The following is a 23,306-nucleotide window of genomic DNA, read 5'->3' as shown; positions in this document are numbered from 1 at the left end:
ATTTTTAATATAACTTGAGGTAAAACATGTCCAGCCTTTTACTTAACAAGAATGATCAAGAAGTATTATGTAGTCGTTTTAATCAATTATTAGAGCATGTTAAAAGCAATTTTCAATTCTATAAGGATTATTATCAGCATATAGAACACCCTATTGATTCTTTGGAAGATTTAAAGCATTTTCCATTAATTGATAAAAATGTACCTAATATTTCTGTTTTAGTTAATGAAGTGTTAGAGACTAATCCACCTTCTTATTTCGAAACAAGTGGGACTTCAGGAAATCCTTTTCCAGTTATCCCTGATCTGGGACCTGAACGAGGCGGGGAATTTGCAAACTTCATTTTTGATTGGCTTAATTTAGATAAAGATGAAGTGAAGCGCGCTATAATCGCACTTCCATTTGAAATGAATCCAATTGGAATAAAATATTTTGCAGGATTAACCAAAGCCGGGATCACTGCTATTCCAGCTGGGGTAAAAACTTTAGTATGTATGCCCCAAAAAGTAATTGAACTTATAGAGCGTTTAAAACCAGAGCTTCTGATTGGGAGACCCCTAGAAACTCTTCGCTATGCACAAGCAATGACAGAACAAGGTATTGATCCTTGCAAATCTTCTATAAAAAAAATCATCTTAACCGGTGAGATTATCTCAAAAACGAAGTTCCAACGATTGAGTAAAGTATATGGCGGTGCTTCTGTACACGGCGTGTATGGCTTGACTGAGCTGGATAGTGGTGGCTTGGTTTCATGCAGCAAGCATAACTACCATTTACCTTCCAATCCTTATTTGATTGTTGAGTTACTTAAAGATGATTTTAAAACTCCAGTAACTCAAGAAAATGAAATAGGCAATATCGTTCTCACCAATACCAATGTAAATTACATGCCTTTATTGCGTTATAAAACGGGCGATTTTGGAATGCTCCAACATCATTGCGGCTGTGAATACGATACACCTGTGATTCATGTACTTGGCCGAGCTGCTGATAAGATATACTGTCCCAAAAACAAACTCTCAGTATTTCCGATTCAAATTGAAGAGATCCTCTTCCAATTTGAAGAAATTGGTTGTGATTATCAAATTATCTCTAAGAATGATCAAATAGAAATTAAAATCGAACTTAATTCAATCCTAACTGATGATAAGAAAAATGAATTAATTAAGGTGGTAAAAGAGAAGATTAAGCAACAATTAAATATTGATATTGAGAAAGTCACTATTTATAACCCTAATGCATTAGCAAGCAAATTAGGGGTTGCTAAAGCAAAGGCCGGAACACTTTATAAAATTGATAATTTAAGTGAAAGTGAAATTGCGGAACGTTTGCAGATTAACTTCTAATTGGTTCTATCGATTCATTCAAGTCCATATTCGCGCTTTAAAGGATCTTCTAGATACCGCGCATAAAGCGCGGTAGTAGAATAGAGAAGTTTGTGAGAATCGCTCAGGTTTTAAGTGCAAAGAGAAGAGGTAAATTATTATGATAAATTGGGATGTAATCAGAGATCTTTTTCCTGTTGCAAAACAACAAACCTATTTTATGACTGCTGGAGGAGGAGCACTTCCTCTGCCAGTTCTTAAAGCAATTCAAAATAGATATGAAACTGTTGCTCAATTGGGTGGAAGAGCTTTTGGTGAAAACATTCAAATAATGGAACATTGCAGGGAAAAAATAGCAAAATTAATTAATGCAGATAAAGAACACATAGCCTTTATACCGCACGTATCTTTTGGTATGAATGCTATCGCACAGTCACTCGAACCACAAAATTCTGTCTTAATAGCAAAAAACGATTTTGGTTCTACCGTTTTGCCATGGAATAATAATGGACACAATATCCATTGGGTAGATTCTATGCAAGAACTGCTAGAAACTATTTCAAACAAAAACATGAATCAAATTTCATCCATTGTTACTAGCTTTATTCATTATGGAAATGGCTATAAGCTTCCTTTAGAACTCATTAAAGAATATTGTCCAGATGCAAATTTTATTGTTAATGGAACTCAGGGAATCGGTGCCTTTCCTATTGACGTCAAAAAACAAAAAATCGATGCATTAATATGCTCTTGTTACAAATGGCTAGGGTGTGGGGAGGGTATTGCATTTATGTATATTCACCCTGACTTCTTCAAAAAATTACAACCTAGTCTCGTAGGTTGGCGTAGTGTAGAAAGTGCTATGAGTTTCGATGGTAAGTGCTCTTTCTATAATACAGCGCGAATTTTCGAGCTTGGTTGGGATAATATGACCATTTTTTCTGGTTTAGATGCTGCCTTAGATTTAATCAATGAACTCAGTATTCCTAGAATCAGTGAACGAATACAATCGCTTACAAATTACTTAGTTGAGAAGATCATAACAATCAACATTCCTATTAAGTCTGATTACCCAGGTTCTTATCGATCTGGAATCACTTTATTGGGGCCTTTTAACAATTTAGAACATGTCATGAAAAAATTGGAAGAAAACAATATTTGGGTAACCCAACGTGACGGAGGAATTAGGATTTCCTTACATTATTTCAATAATGAAGACGATATTGATCATTTAGTTAATGTTCTTTCACAAATAGAACTATCTTAATAAAAAAGGTACTGCACTCTATCATTGAAAAACGATAGAGTGCTTAGTTTTAAATAAATACATCAAATTGTAACTACTGAATGATTTCTCTACCATCTATCTGATCGAATATTCTTGCCGAAATACTCATCAAGCCTGCGTTTTGTTCCTGGACTTACCATGTCAGGTAAATCATCGTAATCATACCAAGCCATTTGTTCAATTTCATGAGAATAAGCTTCCACAGAGGTAAAATTTTTAATGATAAAGATCACGGGATAGTCATTTACTTGCATATAAGTATGAAAATAAATCCCAAATAATTGGGGCTCTTCAGTTGGGATGATGCCGACCTCTTCCTTTAATTCGCGTACTAATGCTGCTTGAGCGGACTCGCCTTTTTTTACACCACCACCAGGCAAATACCAATGCGGTTGATACGTATGCTTTACCAAAAGGATCCGATGGTCATGATTCACAATAATGGCTCGAGAACCAAGTGTTATTAAACCAAGCAAAGATTGTATTTTTCGGACGCAGCGCGTGGCTGATTTATAAAAAAAAGTGCGCAAGTTCATAATGAAATTTTTAATACAAACAAACAGATAGATTCAGTATATAGAGCATCTCAAGAATTTCAATTGCAAATTTTTAAGTCTAATACACTCTGTAGAGGAGGATAATATTTTGTGACAAGGGTGATCTTGTTTTGCCCTGTGCCTTATAGCATACTGAATTGCGATGCACTATATAAGGAGATGTTGCATGTTTAAATCAGGGATTTTAGGTTTAGGTCTTTTATCAATCGCGCACAGTGTTTTTGCTGCGCCTGAGCAAAATACAGTTCGAGTAATCATCAAATATAAAGAGCAAATAAGCAACGCTTCTTCTTTAAAGTCACAAATAAAGCAAGTGACCCAATTACCCGTGAAAGAATTTAATCCTATGGCTAATGGTGCTTTTTTACTCGTTTTAGATTCAACAAATAGCCCTTTAGCTAAAGGAGATGATGAGGATGAAACGTCCTTGATTCTAGAGCGCCTACGTAAAAATCCTCAAGTTTTATATGCGGTTAAAGACCGAGTAAGTTACTTTAAACCGGTTCCTGATCCTGAGGTTCTAGACACCGGTGATTTATTATCTCATGAAAGCCAATGGGATGAGTTTACTCGCCCTGCGGGAATCATGTTGGAATCGAAACCTGGATTTAAAGATGGTGCCTGGGCCTATACCACAGGTATTTCTAAAAAACCTATCGTGGTTGCAGTTTTAGATACTGGAATTGCCTTAAATGATAGCTTGATCAATAACTTGGTTAAGGACAGTGTCGGGAATTTATGGGGTTGGAATTTTGCAGGAAATAATAACAACCTGATTGATGAAACACGGTCTTACCATGGTACTCACGTTGCTGGAACAATTGCAGGTTATGGAAGCATCATGAGTGGTATGGGTGAAGATTTGAAAATTCTGCCTTTAAAAATTCCTGCCGCCAATGGCATGTTTTATGAAAGTTCAGTGATTAATGCTATTTATTGGGCCGTAGGAGGCGAGGTTCCCGGAGTTCCAACAAACATCCATCCAGCAAAAATATTGAATATGAGCTTTGGTGTGGATAGGGGGCCTAAAGATGAAATTGATTATTGCGACCAGGCTCTACAAGAAGCAGTCTTTTTTGCACGTAAAAAAGGTGCCGTATTGGCAGTTGCCGCGGGAAATGACAATGTTTGGGAACATTTTAATGCACCTGCAGTCTGCAATGGAACCATGAAAGTCGCATCCACTGGCCCTGAAGGATTGAGATCCTATTTTTCTAACTATGGTCCAAGCATTACCTTGGCTGCCCCAGGGGGAGACAAGCGTTATGGTATTTGGGGTGGGATCTTATCTACAGTGAATCCCGGTGGCGGTTATAATGGCTCGGGTTTTGATTTTTATCAAGGAACCAGTATGGCTACCCCACATGTTGCAGGTGTCGCGGGATTGATTTTTGCTGCGAGTGAAAAGGTACTTAGCGCAGAACAAGTGGAGCAATTATTGTTTGCAACAACCCATAATTTTGGGGTAAGTACTGATCCCAATAAATCGTGTGTGGGTAAAAAACCTTGTGGACATGGTATTTTAGATGCCGAACAAGCAGTTAAAGCAGCCACCGCAGGTTATGATCTTGTCTTTTCTGCCCCTAAAATGGAACAGTTGGCAGCTAGGGATTGTGGAAAGAATGCATTTACTCCAAGTAAAACACGCATTGTTTCTGAAGGAGGAGTGTGGGTACAAAATCATTCCAATTGTGAAACCGGAGAGCACTTGCAGACGCCGCATATTCAGCAAAATAAAAATGGAACTATCATTGCCTATTATGGTTCTGTAACTTATCGATTGGATCACAGTGCGTACAAATTATGTCATGTTATTGGTTATGATGGTGTAGGTTGTTATTTCTGAACAGCCATATTTGGCACATCTTAAGTGAAACTGATTCTCAAAAATGCCCACCTAGTCGTCTATGCTGCGCTTTTTGAGAATCAGTTTCACTCAACCTGCATTCAAATCTGACTTTTCACAAAATTACTTATGGATTTCATTCATTATTATGGATGGCATTTACTTAAAACATTTATAAAAAGCATGATCGGCGTAATTGAGTAATGCGATATCATTAGCACTGTCTCCATATGCATAAAGTTCATAGTCCTCTCTATGTTCATAGAGCTTCTTAAATTCTTCTAATTTTTGTTGTCCCAGACAATATTTATTTCGCATGCGTCCGGTACTTTTATGACTTACAGGGTCAAACTCCAGTTCAGTACAAATCAATTGCTTAAAGTGATATCGTCTTGCCAAAGGCTTCAGGTAAATATCCCATGCTCCACTAATTAAAACACAGGTATGACCTTGTTGTTGATGAAAATTGAGGCATTCTAAAGCTTCTTTACGCAATTTTTTGATGAGTACTTGTTCTAAAAACTGCATAGCCTGCTCATTAAGTTCCTTCTTATCTCGATCTTTTAAAATAAGATTATCGAGATAATCATGCCAACTTAACCTATCCAGCTTAAAGCGTCCTAGCTCTGAATAAACAAAACTCGACAATAGGCTACTTACTACTTTAGGTAAACCAACCAGGTACTTTAAAAATAGGATTCGACTTGACGTACTTGTAGTCAACGTCCCATCAAAATCAAATGCTGCAATAACTGTTTTATCCATTTGCTTCTCGTTAAAAAGGCAATTCCAATAAGGGATTAATCATTGTAATTAATCTTCCAAATAACCCTTTAATGTCTTGCATGGCATCATAAGTCTTTGCTTCGAAACGAAGCGTTAAATAAGGCCCCGTATTGGAGGGACGAACTAGTCCCCACGCATTGGCAAGGTTTATTCTTAACCCATCAATATAGGTAAGCTCACCTCCTATATGCAGAGGAGCATGTAAAATTAACTGCCTCATAAACTCTTCTTTCAAATGTTCTGCAATATTAATTTTTAATTCATTAGTACTTAATGACTTAGGAAATTGCGCAAAAAAATGATGACTATCTCCTATCTGTGCACTTAACATTTCTATTGCACGTGCTGCAGCATAAATACCATCATCATATTGCAGCCATCGATCATTAAAATAGAAATGCCCACTATACTCTCCGCCGATTGCGGCTTTATGCTCTGACATGCCTGCCATAATATACGCCATGCCGGTTCGAGTCATAATCGCGCGTCCTTTGCGGGCTAAGATGTACTCATTTAAATGTTGGGTACATTTAATATCAAATACTACGCCCACATTAGGTTCTTTTTTAAGCAATGCATCAGCAAAAGCCAGCAACAAATAATCTGAAGGAATGATACAGCCTTGATTATCTACAACACCCAAACGATCTCCATCCCCATCAAAAGCTACACCTACATCAGCATTTTGCTCCAAAACAGCCTGGCGTAAATCACTTAAATTTCCTTCTATTGACGGATCTGGATGATGATGAGTAAACGTTGATTGCACATCACAATATAAGGGTATGACCTCACAACCCAGAGCAGTCAATAATTGAGGAGCCACATGCCCTGCAACACCATTACCACAATCCACAATGACGCGAAATTTTCTCATTCCTCCCATACGTCCTTTGATGACACGAATGTATTTATTTATCACTTGTTCAGGAGGGTATTGAATCAACTTTCCGCTTTCTTCCTTATCAATGAAAAATTTTTCATCCATAATGCGTTGATATAACGCTCGAAGCCTATTCCCGTAATAGTTCTTGCCGCCTAGAGTGATCTTCAAACCATTATAATCTGCGGGATTATGACTCGCAGTGACCATTAACCCAGACTGGCATTGCAAGTCATACATTGCAAAATGTAACACTGGGGTTGGTAAGCAACCAATATCGATTATCCGGGTGCCACTTTCCAATAAGCCTTTGATTAAGGACTCTGTAAATGAAGCACTACTGGCACGACTGTCACGACAGAGCAATAGCACGTGCAATCCATGGATTTCCTGCAGCTCAGTCCCAATTGCTAGCCCTAGGGTGTAGTAAGTATTTTCATTTAAATCTTCGCCAATTTGACTGCGCACATCGTATTCTTTGAATATGGACAAAGGGGGTTTTATTAAGTAGGACTTACTCATAATCTGGCTCCACACAAATCAGTTAAGATGCTACATGTCCTTTCAGGTTTATCGACAACCTCCTTAATTATCGTCTGAAACTGCCTAGTAAGATGAGCAATCGTTTCACAGTCATACAAATCAACTCGATATTTAAGGTATCCAGTTAATAAGGTTCTATTGTAAGTAAACTTTAAAGAAAGCTTACGGGGATTAGATCCCCAAAGAGGGATATTTGCATCATCAAAAGCGAATGGTTTCAGCGTAAAACCAGGATCAACAGGTTTGATCTCCAAATGTTGAAAGTCGAAAGATACATCCGGTACCGGCAAACCAATCTCTGTAATTTGTTCTGGTTGTAAATACTGATATTCAGAAAACTGAACCAGGCAGTTTTGTAACTGTCTTGCTATATCAATGAAACTCATTACCGGAGAATAATGGATAATCAAGGGTAGCTCATTAGCCACGTTACCCATAATTGTCTGGTATTTTTCTGTTTCTCGCCCAGCACAAAGCATAGTAATAAAAGCTTGATCGGTTTGAGCAAACTGTGCGAGTAACAATCCATAAGCCGTAAATAATAAATTAGGAAGAGTCACCTGACTTTGTTTTGTCAGATCTTGTAACTTATTAAGTAGTTCTACAGAGAAATGAATAGGTTCTTTCGCTCCTATGGCTAATGCCTGTTGTGGGATGGGTTTATCCGTAGGCAAAACGGGAGGATTATAGTTCAGCAAGGTATCATGCCAAAACGCAACGTATTTTTCGTAAGTACCATTCACTACATTCGCTAATTGCCAATCAACAAAATCTTCATAAGGTGTTGCCGCAGGTAAGGTTTGGCTGCTTCGATTTTGATTTAATGCATAAAAATGCAGAATATCTTGAAACAGAATAAGACTACTGCCCCCATCTGTTAGCAAATGACTCACACTAAAGGCCCAAACATATTGTTTCTCAGCATATTGAATCAAATAACTTTCCAATAATGGAGCTTTATGCAAATCAAATTGATGATGACTTATTTTTTTCAACAATTGATTGATTTGTTTGTTTTGGTTCTTGGCTTCTAAAGTGCGAAAATCAAAATAATGTAATTTAAAATCAACTTGGTCATGACAAAATTGAAATGGCGTTCCCATAGAAATATGAAAACTGCAACGTAACATGGAATGTCTCTCAATGACCTGTTGGATACTTTTTTCCAAAATCAACACGTCCACAGAACCGTCAAGTTGAAACAAATTAGTCACTACATAAGCAGGATTGGCGGGCTGATCCTGGATATGTCTCCAAATTCGGATTTGTTGCACTGAAAGCTGTAATAAATGACGCGCCGCTTTAGTTAACAAGGTGGTTTCTTCCGAGTTCTCGGCGTCGCCTATTTTTTCATTCAAAAAATAAATCAAATCTTCAAGAGAGCGGTTCTCAAATAATAAAGATTGAATACTTAGATTTTCAAGCAATAATTTGCGTTGTAGCTGGTGTAATAATTCCGAAGCAAGTAATGAGTCCATCCCAAGTGATAACAAATTGGCATTCATCGGCAACGCATCGCTTTCTTTTAAACGAAGAATGATGCGAACTTCATTGATGAATAAGTTTGTTAAATCAGTCAGTCGCTGTTGTTGGTGCGCTTTCTTTAATCGCGTAATAAAATCTTGGTCTTGTCGGTTGCTTACTTGAGAAATAGGTGTTGGGTTCTCTTGGGTCGCGGGAAGAATCTCTACTAATAATTTCTTATAGGAGCGCGGTAAATGTTCCATCACGGAAACAATATTATTCGGCATCAAACACAATTGTGTGAAAGAACTTGATAGCATACGCTTTAGGGAAGCCAACCCTACTTTCTCACTAATGTTTTGAATACCATAAGCCAACCAAGATTGCACTAAATTGCGGGTCATACCTACTTCTTGCCAAGGACCAAAATTAATACTTAATGCAGGTAATCCTGCTTGCGCGCGATAATGAGCTAAATTATCGAGAAATGTATTAGCCGCAGCATAGTTCGCTTGTCCTGGCGAACCAAATAAAGAGCTAATGGATGAAAACATAATGAAATGTTCTAACTCAGGCATAAGTTCTTTACTTAAACAGTGTAAATTAAATGAACCTTGCACTTTCGCACGGAAAACTTCCTCAAACTGCTGCCACGTTAAATGCGACCACAAACCATCACTTAAGGTACCTGCTGTATGAAAGATCCCTTTAATTGGGGGCATTGTATTTTGTGCCATGGTTAAAACCTGACGCAATTTCTGGTAATCGCTAACATCAGCTTGCAGATACTGGATTGCTATGTCATTCACACGAAACTCGTTGAGTCTTTCGGTGATTTTATCGGTTAAAGGCTGCCTTCCCAGTAAAATAATAGAATTGACTTCTTGATGCATTAGCCACTTACATAAAATCGATCCTATCCCCCCCAGTCCGCCAGTAATCAGATAAGAACCATTTTTTCGCAATGTTTTTTTATTTTCAATCGAACGAGGCAATGGTGCAGTGACAATACGTGGCACATATAATGCACCTTGTTGATAAGCTAAAACTGGTTCATCCTGGAAAGGTTGACTGATAAGTTGATGGAGTTTTTGCGCTGTTTTTTCGGCTTTTGCTCCCACATCAACATCAAAATGATGGTAATCCAGTTCGGGATATTCAAGCACTAGTGTTTTACCCATGCCCACCAATGGTGAAAAAAATGGCAGAGATTGATGCTGTATGGTCGTTGTAGCTCTGGTTAGAGTCCATAGCTTACTCTTCTGCTTTTGGTGCATGAGTGCTTGCACTAAATGAAGCAAACCCGCACAAGAGCATCTAATTAATTGATTAAAATCATCATAAGCTGCGGCTTTTAATTGCTCCTCTTGAAAAAACTCACTGCCAACTAAACCCCACAAATAGAAAACACCCCGGATTTCTGAGTGCTTGCTTAAGAAATTCAAAAAATGCTCTGGTTGATAAGGATTAAGCATTACTGTATCTCGGGATATTTGATATTTTACCTCGGGATTAACCACGATAACATCCCGTAAATAGGTTGATAAATGACGCACCATATTCTTACTTTCTGAATCTTTATTTGCAAAAATCAACCATGTACCAGTAATTGACGTTGGCTCCACAGGGTTATGAGCCTCAGCCAATGGTTTCCACTCCACCTGATAAAGAGATTGGCTTAGAAAACTATCTAGGACTCTATTCTCTTGAGCGATAGGATCCACGGTCAGCCAATAAGATTGATGCTGGAAAGGATACGTAGGTAAAGGTTTTGCAGAAATCTGTAACTTAAATGGAGCATCATAAGCATGCCAATCAATTGTATTCCCGTTCTTATAAAGTTGAGCGATTGACTCAGATAACGTTTGCCAGTTGGATTGATTTTTCCTGAGGGAAGCAAGCCACAATATCTGTTGTGGCTGAATAGAATGTTCCTTGGCAAAATTTAATAGAACTGGCTGAGGCCCTATTTCAATAAAAGTGCGATAATTTTCTAAAAGTAATTCCTGTATCCCGGCGCTAAATTGAACTGTAGCGAGCACATGTTCGGCCCAATAATCTGCATTGATAGCCGAGATCGCTTTGCCGCTGACATTCGAGATAAGTACCATTTTAGGTGCATGATACTGAATGCTTGCAGAAATCCGCTTAAATTCAGCAATCATAGGGCGCAAGAGTTCTGAATGAAATGCATGAGACACTTGCAACTCAGTTGTTCTCAGGCCTTGTAACTGACACTTCTGATCTAATAGACGAATTATCCCTTCCTCACCTGCAAATACAACCTGGCTAACGCTATTTACCGCAGCAATATTTAAGATAGCATGGGGTGAACAAGCCTTGAACTCATCAAGTAATGCTAAAGCCTGGGATTCTTCCACATTCACCGCAAGCATACTGCCTTTTTGCTGTGCTTGCATGAGTTTTGCGCGAGCGGCAATAAGTTTTAAACCATCAGCCAAATTCATAACGCCAGCTACAGTTGCAGCAACATACTCGCCCACACTATGGCCAATAACTGCTGTAGGATGAATCCCCCAGCTCATCCATAATTGAGCTAAAGCGTATTGAAGAACAAACAAAGCAGGTTGGGTATACTGAGTTTGGTTCAGTAAATAAGCTTTCTCTGAAGCAAACATCACGGTCGTGAGTGGTTCAGGCAAATAATCCGCCAATAATTGACTGCAATGATCCACTTCTTTCCTAAATAATGGATGGCTATTATAAAGTTCCCACCCCATCCCAGAATATTGTGATCCTTGCCCGGTAAATAAAAAGGTAGTTTTACCAACATTTAGCCCCACAGACTCATTAGATATAATTGCGGCGCGCAGTTTCTCAATTAATTCACCATGTGTTTGTACTGAAATAGCAAATCGATAATCTAATGTACTGCGACCAATAGCAAGACTATGGCATAAACTGGCCAAATCAACACAGTCTTCACCTTGGATAAACTCTAATAATCTTGTTTGTTGTGCGGCTAAAGCTTCTGGCGTATGTCCCGATAAAGTAAAAACATGCAAAGGCCGCTGAGGAGCATCAGTGGGTGTAATGGTTGCATCAGTAGTTGGAGATTCGGCAAGTATTAAATGTGCATTAGTTCCAGTAAAACCAAAGGAGCTTACACCCGCATAACGTATGTGTTTTCCATCACCAGTTTCCCATTCATGCAGTGCCGTAGGAACTCGCGCAGGAATTGATGCCAAGTTAATTAAAGGATTCACCATTTCAAAATGCAAATTAGGTGGAATTTGTCGATGTTGTAACATCAATACTGTTTTGATAAGGCCAGCCATACCCGCTGCAGCTTCCAAATGTCCTATGTTGCTTTTCACAGAACCAATATATAAATCCTTTTGGCGTGTACTTGTCGCAAAAACCTTTTTCAGCGCATTAAACTCTATCGGATCGCCTAAACGAGTACCTGTTCCATGAGCCTCAACATAATCAATTGCATCTGGAAAAATGCCCGCCATATGAAGTGCTTTACCAATTAAGTCCTGTTGTGCTTTAGGACTAGGTGCGGTAATGCCATTACTGTGCCCATCACTATTAACTACGGCGCTTTGAATCACAGCGATGATATTATCTTTATTGCGTTGCGCATCTGACAAACGTTTTAAGATTAAAATGCCACACCCTTCACTACGGACATACCCATCCGCTTTAGCATCAAAGACTTGGCATTTACCATTAGGGGATAACATACCTGCTTGTGAAAAGCTCACACTTAAAGAAGGGTCAAGAATGCTGTTTACGCCACCAACAATAGCTAAGCTACAGGTTTTTTCATGCAAATCCTGACATGCATTAAACACTGCAACCAGCGAAGAAGAGCATGCCGTGTCCACAGCTATTGATTCACCATGGGTCCCTAAAAAATAAGCAATACGCCCAGCTGCCGCACTGTGCGCATTACCTATTCCATAATAGGCATCTGCATGATTAGATATGGTATTGTGAGCTAATTGACTATAATCATTCGAAGAAATTCCAATAAAGATACCCGTATCACTATTATCTAAAGATAAAGGTGCAATACCTGCTCGTTCCAATGCTTCCCATGTTAACTCCAGCAAGAGGCGATGCTGGGGATCCATTGCTTCTGCTTCACGGCGACTAATATTGAATAAAGCAGCATCAAAACGATCAATATTATCAATAAATCCACCTTTAGAGGTTACCATTTTTCCCTGAGTGCCTGGTTGTGCCGCATAATATAATTCACTATCCCAACGCTCAGGAGGGACTTGCGTAATCCCATCCTCACCTGCTTTTAAAAACTCCCAAAATGCTTCAGGACTATTCGCTCCTCCTGGAAAACGACAACTCATGCCAATAATAGCAATCGGTTCTATTGGATGTTCTTTATCCATTTCCTGAGTAACCTGTGCCTGCCTTCCGTCTTGGTCAGTTTCCAAATAATAGGCTAATTGCTCTATGGTTGAATGTTCCCAGAGCAAACTTGGATTAACTTCACGCTGAACTTTAAATTCGAGAGCCCCACAAAACTGAACCGCCAAGCTGGAATCAACGCCATAATAAGCAAAATTAGCTCTAGAATTAATTGCTTCTGGATTTAGATGGAGCCGCTTCGCAAACCATTGCTTCATCCATTGTTGTAATTCATTTGGATTTAAATCAATTTGTTGTGTTTTAACATCCAAGCTTGCTTTTTGCCATTGAGCAATAATTTTTAACTCATTTCGCTCCACTGCCTGACGAGTGGCATTGCGTTGAACTTTTCCACTTGAGGTTTTAGGTAACGTTGCCTGTTGAATTAAAATAATGCGAGCCGGTAATAAGGGTAAATCCTCACTACAACGTTGGAGAATTGCGTTAAAAACTTCATCGTGATCTTTAGCGCGACGATGCACCTCTTGTACAATCACTAATTCGGGTTCTTCATCGATTTCTAAGGTAAATGCAGCACAACCATGTTGAATTAACGCCGGATGACTGTCGTGAACAATTGACTCAATATCTTGCGGATAAATATTATGACCTCGGATGATAATTAAGTCTTTTAAACGGCCAGTAATAAATAATTCACCATACTCATCCAAAAACCCAAGATCACCAGTACGTAAATATTTCTTATCGGAATTTAGCAGCTTAAGTTCAAAAATTTGCTGGCTAATCTCTGGTTTATTCCAATATCCTTGGGTAACACTAGGCCCAGAAACAACAATTTCACCTATTTGGAATGCCTTTAATTCAGTAAGAGTTTGAGGGTCGATAATCTTAATTTCATGCTCAGAAGAAGCATAACCACAGCCAACCAAATCCAAATGATCAATTCCTGTTTCATTCAATTGGATCTGGTGTTCATTCTGTAAAGAGTGTTTATCTACCTGTAGAATTCGCGTACTACTGGCCGTTTTTTTACCACTAACCATTAACGTTGTTTCTGCCATCCCATATACTGGATAACAACACTCTGCTCGAAAACCATATGCCTTAAATGCTTCGCTAAATCGAGCCAAGGTTTTCGCACTTACAGGCTCCGCACCATTAAGAGCAAATAGCCAATTACTTAAATCCAATTGTTTTTTTTGCTCATCGGTTATCGACGTCACACACATTTCATAAGAAAAATTAGGTGCCGGAGAAATATTTGCTCGATAATCACTAATTGTTTTTAACCAAATGAAAGGATTTTTTAAGAATGTGGTCGGTGCCATTAAAACACTGTGTTTGTTATATGCTAAAGGATATAAAATGGCGCCAATTAATCCCATATCGTGAAAAGGAGGTAACCAGGAACAAACCGTTTCAATTTTTCCCTCAAAGAGAGTATCAATAACTGTTGTGTTAGCAATAATATTCCCATGACTGACCATAACCCCCTTAGGATTTCCGGTAGAGCCAGAGGTGTATTGTAAAAATGCTAAGTCATCCAGAGAAACCTGAGGCATTCCGCCACTATAAGACGCATGAGACTCATCTTCGATGGCAATGACTTGTACTTTTTCAAAAACATATTGCTGTGCAATTGCAGTAGTTGTCAGGATAATCTCTGCTTTAGCATCATCAATAATTGCTAAAATACGTTGAGTATGTCGATTACTACGAGGAGGATAGGCGGGCACAGCAACAATGCCAGCCATTAGGCAAGCAAGAAAAGAGGCGATATACTCTAATCCTGGCGGCAATAATAAAATACATCGTGAACCGGGTTGAGTCACTACCAGTAATCTCGACGCAATATCAATTACGTTATGTAGCAGTTCCTTATTGGTTAAAGTATTTTTTTTATTTGCGCCTAAAAAGGTATAGGCTATCCTCTCTGGAAAAAGTGTTGCATTTTGACTTAGAGTATTAATTAAAGTTTCCATGTTTATTAGACTTCTTACTAATACAGGTTCGCTTGCTAATCAAGTTTCCTTATGAATTAATCCATGTTTATATAGCAAGAGAACAACAACCGAACTGCAGAATATCTATACAATATAGACTATGTTTAAACATAAGCCTAACTTATTGAGCCTATCCCTTTGTATCAATATTGAAAATTATGTGCGCCGCAGCAATTTAGTACCGTTCATTCCCGTGAAATCAAGAATCAAACAAAAATAAACTGAGCATATTCTGAAGATGGAACAATAAAGACTATCAATGCAGATGCAAACACAATTCTAATTTTTTAAACTATAATTTAGGAGACTTAGATTTATTTTCTTACGATTATGAACGATAAGAAATTTGCGAACTTTAATGAGTTCTATCCTTTTTATCTCAATGAACATAAGACAATCATGTGCCGGCGTTTGCATGTTGTCGGAACCTCTTTAGCCTGTTTATGTTTACTCTTGTTCCTTTTTACCTGGAATTGGCTATGGCTTGTTCTCATGCTTGTTACAGGCTACGGATTTGCTTGGATCGGGCATTATGTGTTTGAAAAAAATAAACCAGCTACATTTCATTACCCGCTATACAGCTTAATGGGTGATTTTGTCATGCTTTGGCAGATTTTAAGTGGAAAATTAAAGTTCTAATTTTGGTTTTTCCTGTATTTTTGCGCAAATTTAGTCTAAATTGCAATTAAACTGCTCGCACAAGGAGTGTGTCATGATACTTGAGAGTCCTGCATTCATCCATAATGCTTTTATTCCTCAAGAATATACTTGTAATGGGGGCAACCATTCACCCCCATTAATGTGGAAAGACGCACCCACAAATACCCAGTCTTTTGTTTTAATTATGGATGATCCTGATGCGCCAGCAGGATTATGGGTGCACTGGATTTTATTTAATATCCCCTCTGACTGCCATGAACTTAAAACAGGAATTGGTATTCCATCAAAAGCAATTAGTGCGCGAAATAGTTGGGGAAAAACAGGTTATGGGGGGCCTTGCCCGCCAAGTGGTACTCATCGTTATTTTTTCAAGCTCTATGCGTTGGATACCTTTTTAAATTTAGGTGAAGATGCGACGAAAAAAGAGATAGAGACCGCAATGCAAAATCATATTATTGGCCAGACTGAATTTATTGGCAGATACAGTCAATGAGTTATTCTGTAGCCTGGGTGTAATGAAGTGAAGCCCGGGTTACGGTCTTTCAGACCTTTGCTCAGGCTACTCCGAAACTGACGTCATTGAGCGTTGTTGTATTAAGAATTAAAATCGGGCAATGGTTAAACCACAACATTCTTTAGTTACTTCATTGAGATGCTCTACAACACTGCTTAGGCAACGCGTTAGCAAATATATTGGATTAAAAACAACCGCAGCGACAGCGGCGCAGGCTCCAATAATCCCCATAGTTGCATCGACAACCACATGGGCGGCGCATGATTTAAATGAGGAACATGTATTGGAACTGGCTGCAGACCTGGGGGCAAAAACGGCTAATAGCACAGCAGGCACAAGGAGTAATAAAGTAGCTGCCAAATAAAGAAAAGCTTTCAAAAAGAGTAATAATGCATTCACTCCTAACCAAATGGGATTATGGAGCGGGCGAACAAGTAAGTCAGTGAACTCACTTAGCTCATGAATGGGGTGAAAATAAGATGGTTGTGGAATGGGGATCAGCTGAGAGTATTTGCTTCTTAGGCCTGAGTGAGTATTCCAATGTGACTCTACTTTTGAAAAAAAACTAGCCATAACACATCCCTTTTTATTATTTTTTTGAGGGGCGTATCATGCCAATTAATAAAAAAAAAGAAAATAGTTTGATTTAAATTTTCTGTCATTCCTGCCTACGCGGTGACAGAAAATTTAATATATCCATAAAAAAGAATGTTCGCGCCCTCGTCACCTCATCATGGAGAGCCCTCACTATGATCGGGATGGCGGAGCACTGCAAACACTTGCTAAACGACATGATTGTTCAAAAAACTCTCGATATCTTATGCCGGAATTTTTCCACAAGCAATGCGATCACCACCGCCACCTAAAGGAGGGGTATCGCTATAATTATCTCCACCAGCATGAACCATTACGGCATGACCCTTAATATCTTGAGTCTTTAAACGAGGCGCCAATGTGGGGGTGTTTGCTGTTCCGTTACTGTCAACAACGAGCACTGGCAAATCTCCCAAATGACCTTCGCCATATGGGCCAAGATGTTTATTAGTGTTCGCTGGGTCTAAATGGCTACCAGCATTTTTAGCATGATCACCGCAATCAGGATGTTGATGGATGTGGAACCCACGAATGCCAGCAGGAAGTCCAGTCAATTGAGGTTTAATCAGTAAACCGTATTTACTGTCTTCAAAAGTAACTTTACCTATGGGGGTTCCATCTGTGGTAGATACATCACTCGTGACCGTATCTGCAGTGGCTATTGAGGCTGTAAATAAGACCAACGCCCCCATGATCATTTGTTTTTTTTGTTTGTTTTTTTTCATGGAGAAATCCTTTTTAGTGACAATTTTTTCATTCTAACATAGCATATTAGCAAGACATTATCTAAATATTGAATTTAAAAACTAAATAATGATGGAAATTAAGTACGTCATTAAGGTTTGTTACTATGATTAAAAATTACTCAACACTTAATATAAGAACTGCTACATCAGAAGATGCCGAAGCTATAGCACAAATCCATATCTGCTCTTGGCAAAAAATGTATCGAGATTTTATTCCAGAAATTATATTACAAAATTTATCCATAAAAGAGCGAACTCAGCAATGGTATGATTTGATAAAACAGGGAGGGAATGTATTAGTTATCGAAGTAGACAATCAACTCGTTGGCTTTGCGAGCATTTGTTGTTTTCGTGATTTTAGCGCAGACAATACTATGGGTGAAATCAGTGCGATTTATTTACACCCGGACTATTGGCGAGTTGGATTAGGTACCAAATTATGCAAGGCTGCAATTTCTGAACTCGCAAACCAGGGATATAAAAAGATACTTTTATGGGTATTTGAGGACAATATTCAGGCACGCAAATTCTACGATGCCATAGGTTTTGAGGCTACAGACTCGACTAAGTTAGAAGAGTTTTATGAGGGTGGGGCGTTATTAAAGGAAGTGCTTTATCAGAAAGCTCTTTAAGCTCTCACTGAACTCAAAATTTGAGTATATGTAGGTTCGTAGCCTGGGTGCAGCGCAGCGGAACCCGGAGTTCTGGATATAAACCTTTAAATCTGGGGCCTCTGCGTTGCACCCGGGCTACATATTAAATTAATTTAAGTACCACAAAATGTTTGATGGACTCGTTCGTGAGGTAAAGGCAAACCCTGTAAGTTTTCAGTATTTTTTTGCTGTTGAAAAGGGTTTTTCAATACACTTAAAAGAGCGTCCATTAACGTAGGGTCATTGTCTTCAATAAACGTGTTAATTGCATTTTCAACTAAGTGATTTCTTGGGATATATGCGGGATTTACTTGATTCATCCTGGTTTTTATTGCCATGAGATCCGCATTTTGGTGTTTTATGTGCTGCAACCAGTCAGAAACCCACCGTTCACTATTAGGCTGATTGCCCAATGTGTTTATTAACTCGTTCTGGCGGCTTCTACAGTCAATCGCTTGATTGAGAAGACGAAATGTATTGGTATAATCAGGTTTATGTTCTTGTAATAAGCCAAAGAAGTTTTTAATAAGTTCTAAGGTGTTCGCATTATCATCAGACAGACCTAACTTTTCGCTTATTTTTTTATTCCAGTATTGAGAAAAAACTGTGTTAAATGAGTCGAGAGTTTCTTGCAACTGTTGGGGGGCTTCGTTACTTTCAAATAAAGGCAATAGAGTTTTGCCAAACTGCGCTAAATTCCATTTTGCGATAGAAGCTTGATTTCCAAATGCATAACGACCGGCTACATCAATGGAGCTATATACGGTACCAAAATCAAATTCGTCCATAAACGCACAGGGTCCATAGTCAATTGTTTCGCCGGAAATTGTCATATTATCCGTATTCATGACTCCATGAATAAAGCCTACACCCATCCATTCAGCGATAAGATGTGCTTGCCGATCCACGACCTGTTTAAATAATTCAAGATAAGGGCTTTCGCAGGATAAAAGCTCAGGATAATGTCGTTCCAGAGCGTAATTCGCTAGAGATTTTAGTAAGTGACTCTCTTTTTGAGCAGCCGCATATTCAAAAGAACCAACGCGTAAACTACTGGAGGCAACACGAGTTAATACACCTAAAGGGACGGGGCCGTTTTGGCGATAGATTTGCTCTTTGCTTGCAATTGCAGCCAAACAACGGGTAGTGGGAATATTTAATCCATGCATTGCTTCACTGATGAGATATTCTCTTAATACAGCAGAAAGCGGGGCTCTGCCATCACCTGTTCGTGAAAACCTGGTTCTTCCTGATCCTTTGAGCTGAATATCCCATCGTGCTCCATCTTGACTGCGTATCTCGCCAAGTAATACAGCACGACCATCTCCTAAAAGAGGAACATAGTATCCGAATTGATGTCCTGCATAGGCTAAGGCAATACTTTTTAGGTGTGTGGGAACCGTGTTTCCGGCATAAAAAGATAGGCGCTCTTTTTCGGGGGTAGAAGGGGAGTTTGGCGCACAAAGAAAAGCAGCTAATTCATGGTTGAATTTGACTAAATAAGGATTTGCGATCGGAGTCGGGGCGATCACTTCATAAAAATTAGAAGGTAATTTTAAGTAAGAACTGCGATGAATATAGGGAATCAAATTCAAGCCAACCCATAAAAATTGTATATTAAATGTTTAACAAAAATCCTTCAATGTGCGCAGCAACTAGAATTTAAGAAAACCCAATAACTCTCCACCAAATTTTAGCGAGAGTCATTGCTGAATTAAAGGGAACCTTTTATCTATTATAGCGCAGATGGAGTAACAGCTTATATAAACAATTTATGCACCATTCGTTATATCATGAGTCTGTCGAAAAATTCATTTCATTTTGGTTTATTGATTAACCGATAAATCAATAAAGCCGAACGTTGAGTTTGAGTTGTAAGCGAAGGAACGTCTAAGGTTTCATTCACAGAATGTGCTCCTGTGCCTACAGGGCCTAAACCGGCCAATGCACCATTTATCATAGAAGCAATGTGCGAAATATCACCTGCACCTCTCGTTCCTGGATCAAGAGGAAGTACCATTCCTTGCTCTAAGTCCTCACTGACTAAACTATATTGTCTTAATAAGGATTCGTTGGCAGCAGTAGGTGGCATACTTGGAATTCCATCTTGGAACTTAATGGAGGCTGTTGTTCCTGGCAGATGATCGGCAACAATATTGGTTATTTTTTCCTCGGCATCGTTTTTTTGCTCTTCGCTAATGAAGCGTAAGTCTCCATTTGCTACAGCAATTTTTGCAACGACATTGCTTTTGCCAAAGGCCTCGCCTTGAATATGATTATTCTTAACCGTAGTCCCACCTAAAATAAGGCCAGGACTAAATGATAAAAAACTCTCTCTACCAAGCTGCGTACGCATGGTATTTAAAATTCGTACTAATTCAAATGTCGCACCATAACCTGCTTTTTTTTGAAAAATTTCTGATGAGTGCGCTTCATTACCATGTGCTTCTAATGTCCAATGGCTTATGCCTCGGCGAGCAACAGTTGCAGTATCTGACGTAATTGCCCACTCAAAATCTAAAGCAACATCACACTTTTTTGCTGCATCGATTAAAGGTTTTCTTGAAATCGAAGTAGGTTTCCCAGAGTCTTCTTCATCACCAGTTAAAACAACAGTGATATTCGCATCATCTAGCGCTTTTGCCCCTTGCAACGCTTTTAATGCATAAAGAATGACAATTACTCCGCCTTTGTCATCAATAACTCCTGGCCCTGTTGCAACAGCTTTTTTCCGCTCAAAATGTTGAAAGGGGCTATTTTCAGGAAATACTGTATCAAGATGCCCAATTAAAAGCAGTTTTTTGCCTTTAGTTCCACTGCGCTCAGCAATTAAGGTTCCTGCTCGATGTAGTGCAGGCGGTTCATTAACCCAATACGTTTTAAATCCAAGCTGGTCTAATTGTTTGCGTACAATGTTCCCTACATGCCGAATTCCTGTAATGTTGGTAGTGCCACTGTTTATATTGACTAATTGTTCCAATAATGACAGCTGTTCTTGAGACTGGGTGGTAATATATTGAGCTATATTTTTTTCTACTGGAGTGAGGTGAGCTGCGTTTGCTATTTGATTGAGTAATAGAAAAAAAACACAGGTGAGTTTTCTCATTATTTTGTTTCCAATAGTTGTGTTATGACCTGTAAGCAATCATACACTGCTTTAAAAAAGAGAAAACAGAAGTTATAAAATTTGATTCACTTTTTTGATGTTAAAAAATTGAGAGTAAGCGTACAGGGAAAATAACCTTGTTTTGCCGTCTCTGCAAGAGTTCGCTCACAGCAACTGGCAAGTGCTAAAAAATCCTGAGAGGTATCTCCTTGATGAAACAGGAAAGAAGCTGCAGCATGAAATAAGGTCAGACTTGAGACCAGTTTTTTGCTGTCAATCTGCCCACTCATCAGCGTCAAAACAGGAATCGTTTTTAGCTGTTGCTCTACTAGCTGAGCCACTGCATAATAATTTTGAAAAAGTTCTTCATTGTGTAAATAGTCGCACGCCTCTTTGAAATCAATAATCCCAAAATATTGGGCTGTTGTACTGAACCCGAGTTGTTTGAGTTGAGGAAAAATATACCATATCCAATGACTTTGTTTGCTACCGGCTCTGAGCTCATTATATGCCTGCTGGAAGGGCGTATACATTTCTTGGCCTTGTTGGGCTTTAATAAAGCGTTGAATGGTGCTCATCAAAACATCCTTTAATGAAAAACGCGTAAGATTTTTATACCACATCATTTTAATAAAAAAAAAGCCTGTGTTTTCCACAAGCTTTATTTCAAAGATGGTTTAAATTGCTATTTCAGAGCGCGCCTGTATTCAGCTTCTTGTAAGCGCTTAGCAAAATCCTCATCTGATTCACCTGACTTAGCTTTTTCTTTTTTAAGGCTCTCATCATCAAGTTTTGTAATTGTATTTTTCACTGTGGAAAATAAGCCCTGCGTTGATGCAGCTTCCATAAGCGATTTTATGTGTTGTCGATAACGCTCAACTTTTTCCGCTTTAGGTTGACTGCTTACCGTTGCGTTAATAACGTGTTCTTGTTTTGCAGAGAGAGTTACCTCTCTTTTGGCTGCCTGTGGTTTAGCAGAGGGGCGTTCATCTGGTGTTTGTTCTTGACTAGAGACAGAGAGCTGCTCTACTTGAGTTGTCCAATGTGTATCACCTTCGTTATTTAACGTAACAGTAGGACGACCCTGGAGAGGTGCTCCATTCACTATAGGTTTAACAGCGTCTACTTGGATTACATTGAGATTTACCCTAAGCTGATCGGCTACTTCTTTTAAATCACTGTGGGTTGCCCATCGACCCTTCTCTTTAATCTTGTCTGCACCTTTTAAAATGACGGAGCGAGGGTTTGCTTCACGGCCGGACATTACGTCGTTGAGTAAGGCCGCTTTGACATGGGCATTTTCTATTGTGTGCGTTTCTGCTTCATTCAACGAGCTTTTAAGCTTTGGCTTCAGTGATTTGGCTGTTTGTTTTGCTAAGCTCAGAACTTCAGGTGATAAAGCTAATTCATTAAATTTGATTACCTTATCTAGGGCACCTTTTTTTGCATCCTCTTTTTTAAGGTAAAAATGTACTAACTCCATAAATTTATGGAATACAGATGTGCTTTCTACGTAGGTACCGCCACCCCTAATGGCTTCAACTTGTATTTGATCCAAAAGATGGGTTTTGTGTGCGTTTGCAGAAATACCTCTTAAAGACATTTGCAATTTATCTAAAATGTCTTTTTTATAAGCATAAGGCGAGTTGTATAACTTATTGATATCAATACTTAGAATGTCTTCCAAGCTTGTATTATTAAGGCCATTACGTTGCCACCGAGCAAAAGTTTCACTTTTTTTATGAAGCGCATATTCTTCTTGAATTATTTTGATTAAACCCACTGCGAACGCATAAAACCCGCAATCGCCACCGCCAGGATTATCGATTCTATAGGTCATTTTTATACTCGCATCAATGGTCCACTCTAAGTACATTATATAATAAAAACCTTAATTAAGTATTATGTCAATGATTTATTAATAGACAGGATGATTTTAATAAAATAAAATATGATCTCTTTTTATGCAAATTATAGTG

At 38.7% G+C, this 23,306-nt stretch carries 16 protein-coding genes; 6 read left to right on the top strand and 10 right to left on the bottom strand.

Annotated elements, in window-relative coordinates:
* Nucleotides 1-26 precede the first annotated feature (26 nt).
* Nucleotides 27-1,346 carry a phenylacetate--CoA ligase family protein gene (locus BGO44_RS13135; RefSeq protein WP_273197280.1) on the top strand — a complete coding sequence of 440 codons (1,320 nt, stop codon included), beginning with the start codon at nt 27-29 and terminating at the stop codon, nt 1,344-1,346.
* Nucleotides 1,347-1,485: 139 nt separating this feature from the next.
* Nucleotides 1,486-2,592, top strand: coding sequence for an aminotransferase class V-fold PLP-dependent enzyme (locus tag BGO44_RS13130; protein WP_273197278.1), 1,107 nt, complete (start codon nt 1,486-1,488; stop codon nt 2,590-2,592).
* Nucleotides 2,593-2,681: 89 nt separating this feature from the next.
* Here the strand turns inward: BGO44_RS13130 and BGO44_RS13125 are convergent, their stop codons facing one another.
* Nucleotides 2,682-3,149, bottom strand: coding sequence for an NUDIX domain-containing protein (locus BGO44_RS13125; protein ID WP_273197276.1), 468 nt, complete (start codon nt 3,147-3,149; stop codon nt 2,682-2,684).
* 187 nt (nt 3,150-3,336) lie between these two features.
* Here BGO44_RS13125 and BGO44_RS13120 point away from each other — a divergent pair, with 187 nt between their 5' ends.
* Nucleotides 3,337-5,016, top strand: a complete 1,680-nt coding sequence (locus BGO44_RS13120; protein WP_273197273.1) for a S8 family serine peptidase — start codon at nt 3,337-3,339, stop codon at nt 5,014-5,016.
* 159 nt (nt 5,017-5,175) lie between these two features.
* On the opposite strand, the gene BGO44_RS13115 is transcribed toward BGO44_RS13120, so the two are convergent.
* The 3 genes from BGO44_RS13115 to BGO44_RS13105 are packed head-to-tail and all read right to left on the bottom strand — an operon-like array spanning nt 5,176 to nt 15,033.
* A complete protein-coding gene (locus BGO44_RS13115) occupies nt 5,176-5,781 on the bottom strand; it encodes an HAD family hydrolase (protein ID WP_273197272.1) in 606 nt (201 codons plus the stop codon).
* Nucleotides 5,782-5,791: 10 nt separating this feature from the next.
* A complete protein-coding gene (locus BGO44_RS13110; RefSeq protein WP_058509438.1) occupies nt 5,792-7,207 on the bottom strand; it encodes a phosphomannomutase/phosphoglucomutase in 1,416 nt (471 codons plus the stop codon).
* Nucleotides 7,204-15,033, bottom strand: coding sequence for a type I polyketide synthase (locus BGO44_RS13105; protein ID WP_273197269.1), 7,830 nt, complete (start codon nt 15,031-15,033; stop codon nt 7,204-7,206). The genes BGO44_RS13110 and BGO44_RS13105 overlap by 4 nt, the downstream gene beginning before the upstream one ends.
* A 351-nt stretch (nt 15,034-15,384) precedes the next feature.
* Here BGO44_RS13105 and BGO44_RS13100 point away from each other — a divergent pair, with 351 nt between their 5' ends.
* Both BGO44_RS13100 and BGO44_RS13095 read left to right on the top strand, forming a co-directional pair.
* Nucleotides 15,385-15,693: an Mpo1-like protein gene (locus BGO44_RS13100; RefSeq protein ID WP_058509440.1), complete on the top strand. Its 309-nt coding sequence runs from the start codon at nt 15,385-15,387 to the stop codon at nt 15,691-15,693.
* Nucleotides 15,694-15,766: 73 nt separating this feature from the next.
* A complete protein-coding gene (locus tag BGO44_RS13095; RefSeq protein ID WP_273197266.1) occupies nt 15,767-16,207 on the top strand; it encodes a YbhB/YbcL family Raf kinase inhibitor-like protein in 441 nt (146 codons plus the stop codon).
* 108 nt (nt 16,208-16,315) lie between these two features.
* Here the strand turns inward: BGO44_RS13095 and BGO44_RS13090 are convergent, their stop codons facing one another.
* Together BGO44_RS13090 and BGO44_RS13085 are read right to left on the bottom strand one after the other, a co-directional pair.
* Nucleotides 16,316-16,801 carry a hypothetical protein gene (locus BGO44_RS13090; protein WP_273197264.1) on the bottom strand — a complete coding sequence of 162 codons (486 nt, stop codon included), beginning with the start codon at nt 16,799-16,801 and terminating at the stop codon, nt 16,316-16,318.
* Nucleotides 16,802-17,046: 245 nt separating this feature from the next.
* A complete protein-coding gene (locus BGO44_RS13085; protein ID WP_058509443.1) occupies nt 17,047-17,547 on the bottom strand; it encodes a superoxide dismutase family protein in 501 nt (166 codons plus the stop codon).
* 125 nt (nt 17,548-17,672) lie between these two features.
* Between BGO44_RS13085 and BGO44_RS13080 the strand changes: the two genes are divergently transcribed.
* On the top strand, nt 17,673-18,200 hold the full coding sequence (locus BGO44_RS13080) for a GNAT family N-acetyltransferase (protein ID WP_058509444.1): 528 nt from the start codon (nt 17,673-17,675) through the stop codon (nt 18,198-18,200).
* Between the two features lie 134 nt (nt 18,201-18,334).
* On the opposite strand, the gene BGO44_RS13075 is transcribed toward BGO44_RS13080, so the two are convergent.
* The 4 genes from BGO44_RS13075 to BGO44_RS13060 all read right to left on the bottom strand — a co-directional run bounded on the left by BGO44_RS13075 (nt 18,335) and on the right by BGO44_RS13060 (nt 23,203).
* Nucleotides 18,335-19,816, bottom strand: coding sequence for a protein adenylyltransferase SelO (locus BGO44_RS13075; RefSeq protein ID WP_273197261.1), 1,482 nt, complete (start codon nt 19,814-19,816; stop codon nt 18,335-18,337).
* Between the two features lie 221 nt (nt 19,817-20,037).
* The gene (locus BGO44_RS13070; RefSeq protein ID WP_058509446.1) at nt 20,038-21,327 is read right to left on the bottom strand and encodes a M20/M25/M40 family metallo-hydrolase; all 1,290 of its coding nucleotides are present in this window, start codon (nt 21,325-21,327) and stop codon (nt 20,038-20,040) included.
* An 86-nt stretch (nt 21,328-21,413) separates the two neighbouring features.
* On the bottom strand, nt 21,414-21,905 hold the full coding sequence (locus BGO44_RS13065) for a DUF1810 family protein (RefSeq protein WP_058509447.1): 492 nt from the start codon (nt 21,903-21,905) through the stop codon (nt 21,414-21,416).
* A 107-nt stretch (nt 21,906-22,012) separates the two neighbouring features.
* A complete protein-coding gene (locus BGO44_RS13060) occupies nt 22,013-23,203 on the bottom strand; it encodes a hypothetical protein (protein WP_273197259.1) in 1,191 nt (396 codons plus the stop codon).
* Nucleotides 23,204-23,306 lie beyond the last annotated feature (103 nt).

This window comes from Legionella sp. 39-23 (genome assembly GCF_001897665.1).
Taxonomy (GTDB): domain Bacteria; phylum Pseudomonadota; class Gammaproteobacteria; order Legionellales; family Legionellaceae; genus Legionella; species Legionella steelei.
The sequence above is the reverse complement of the archived record's forward strand: the minus strand, read 5'-3'. Positions and strand labels throughout refer to the sequence as shown.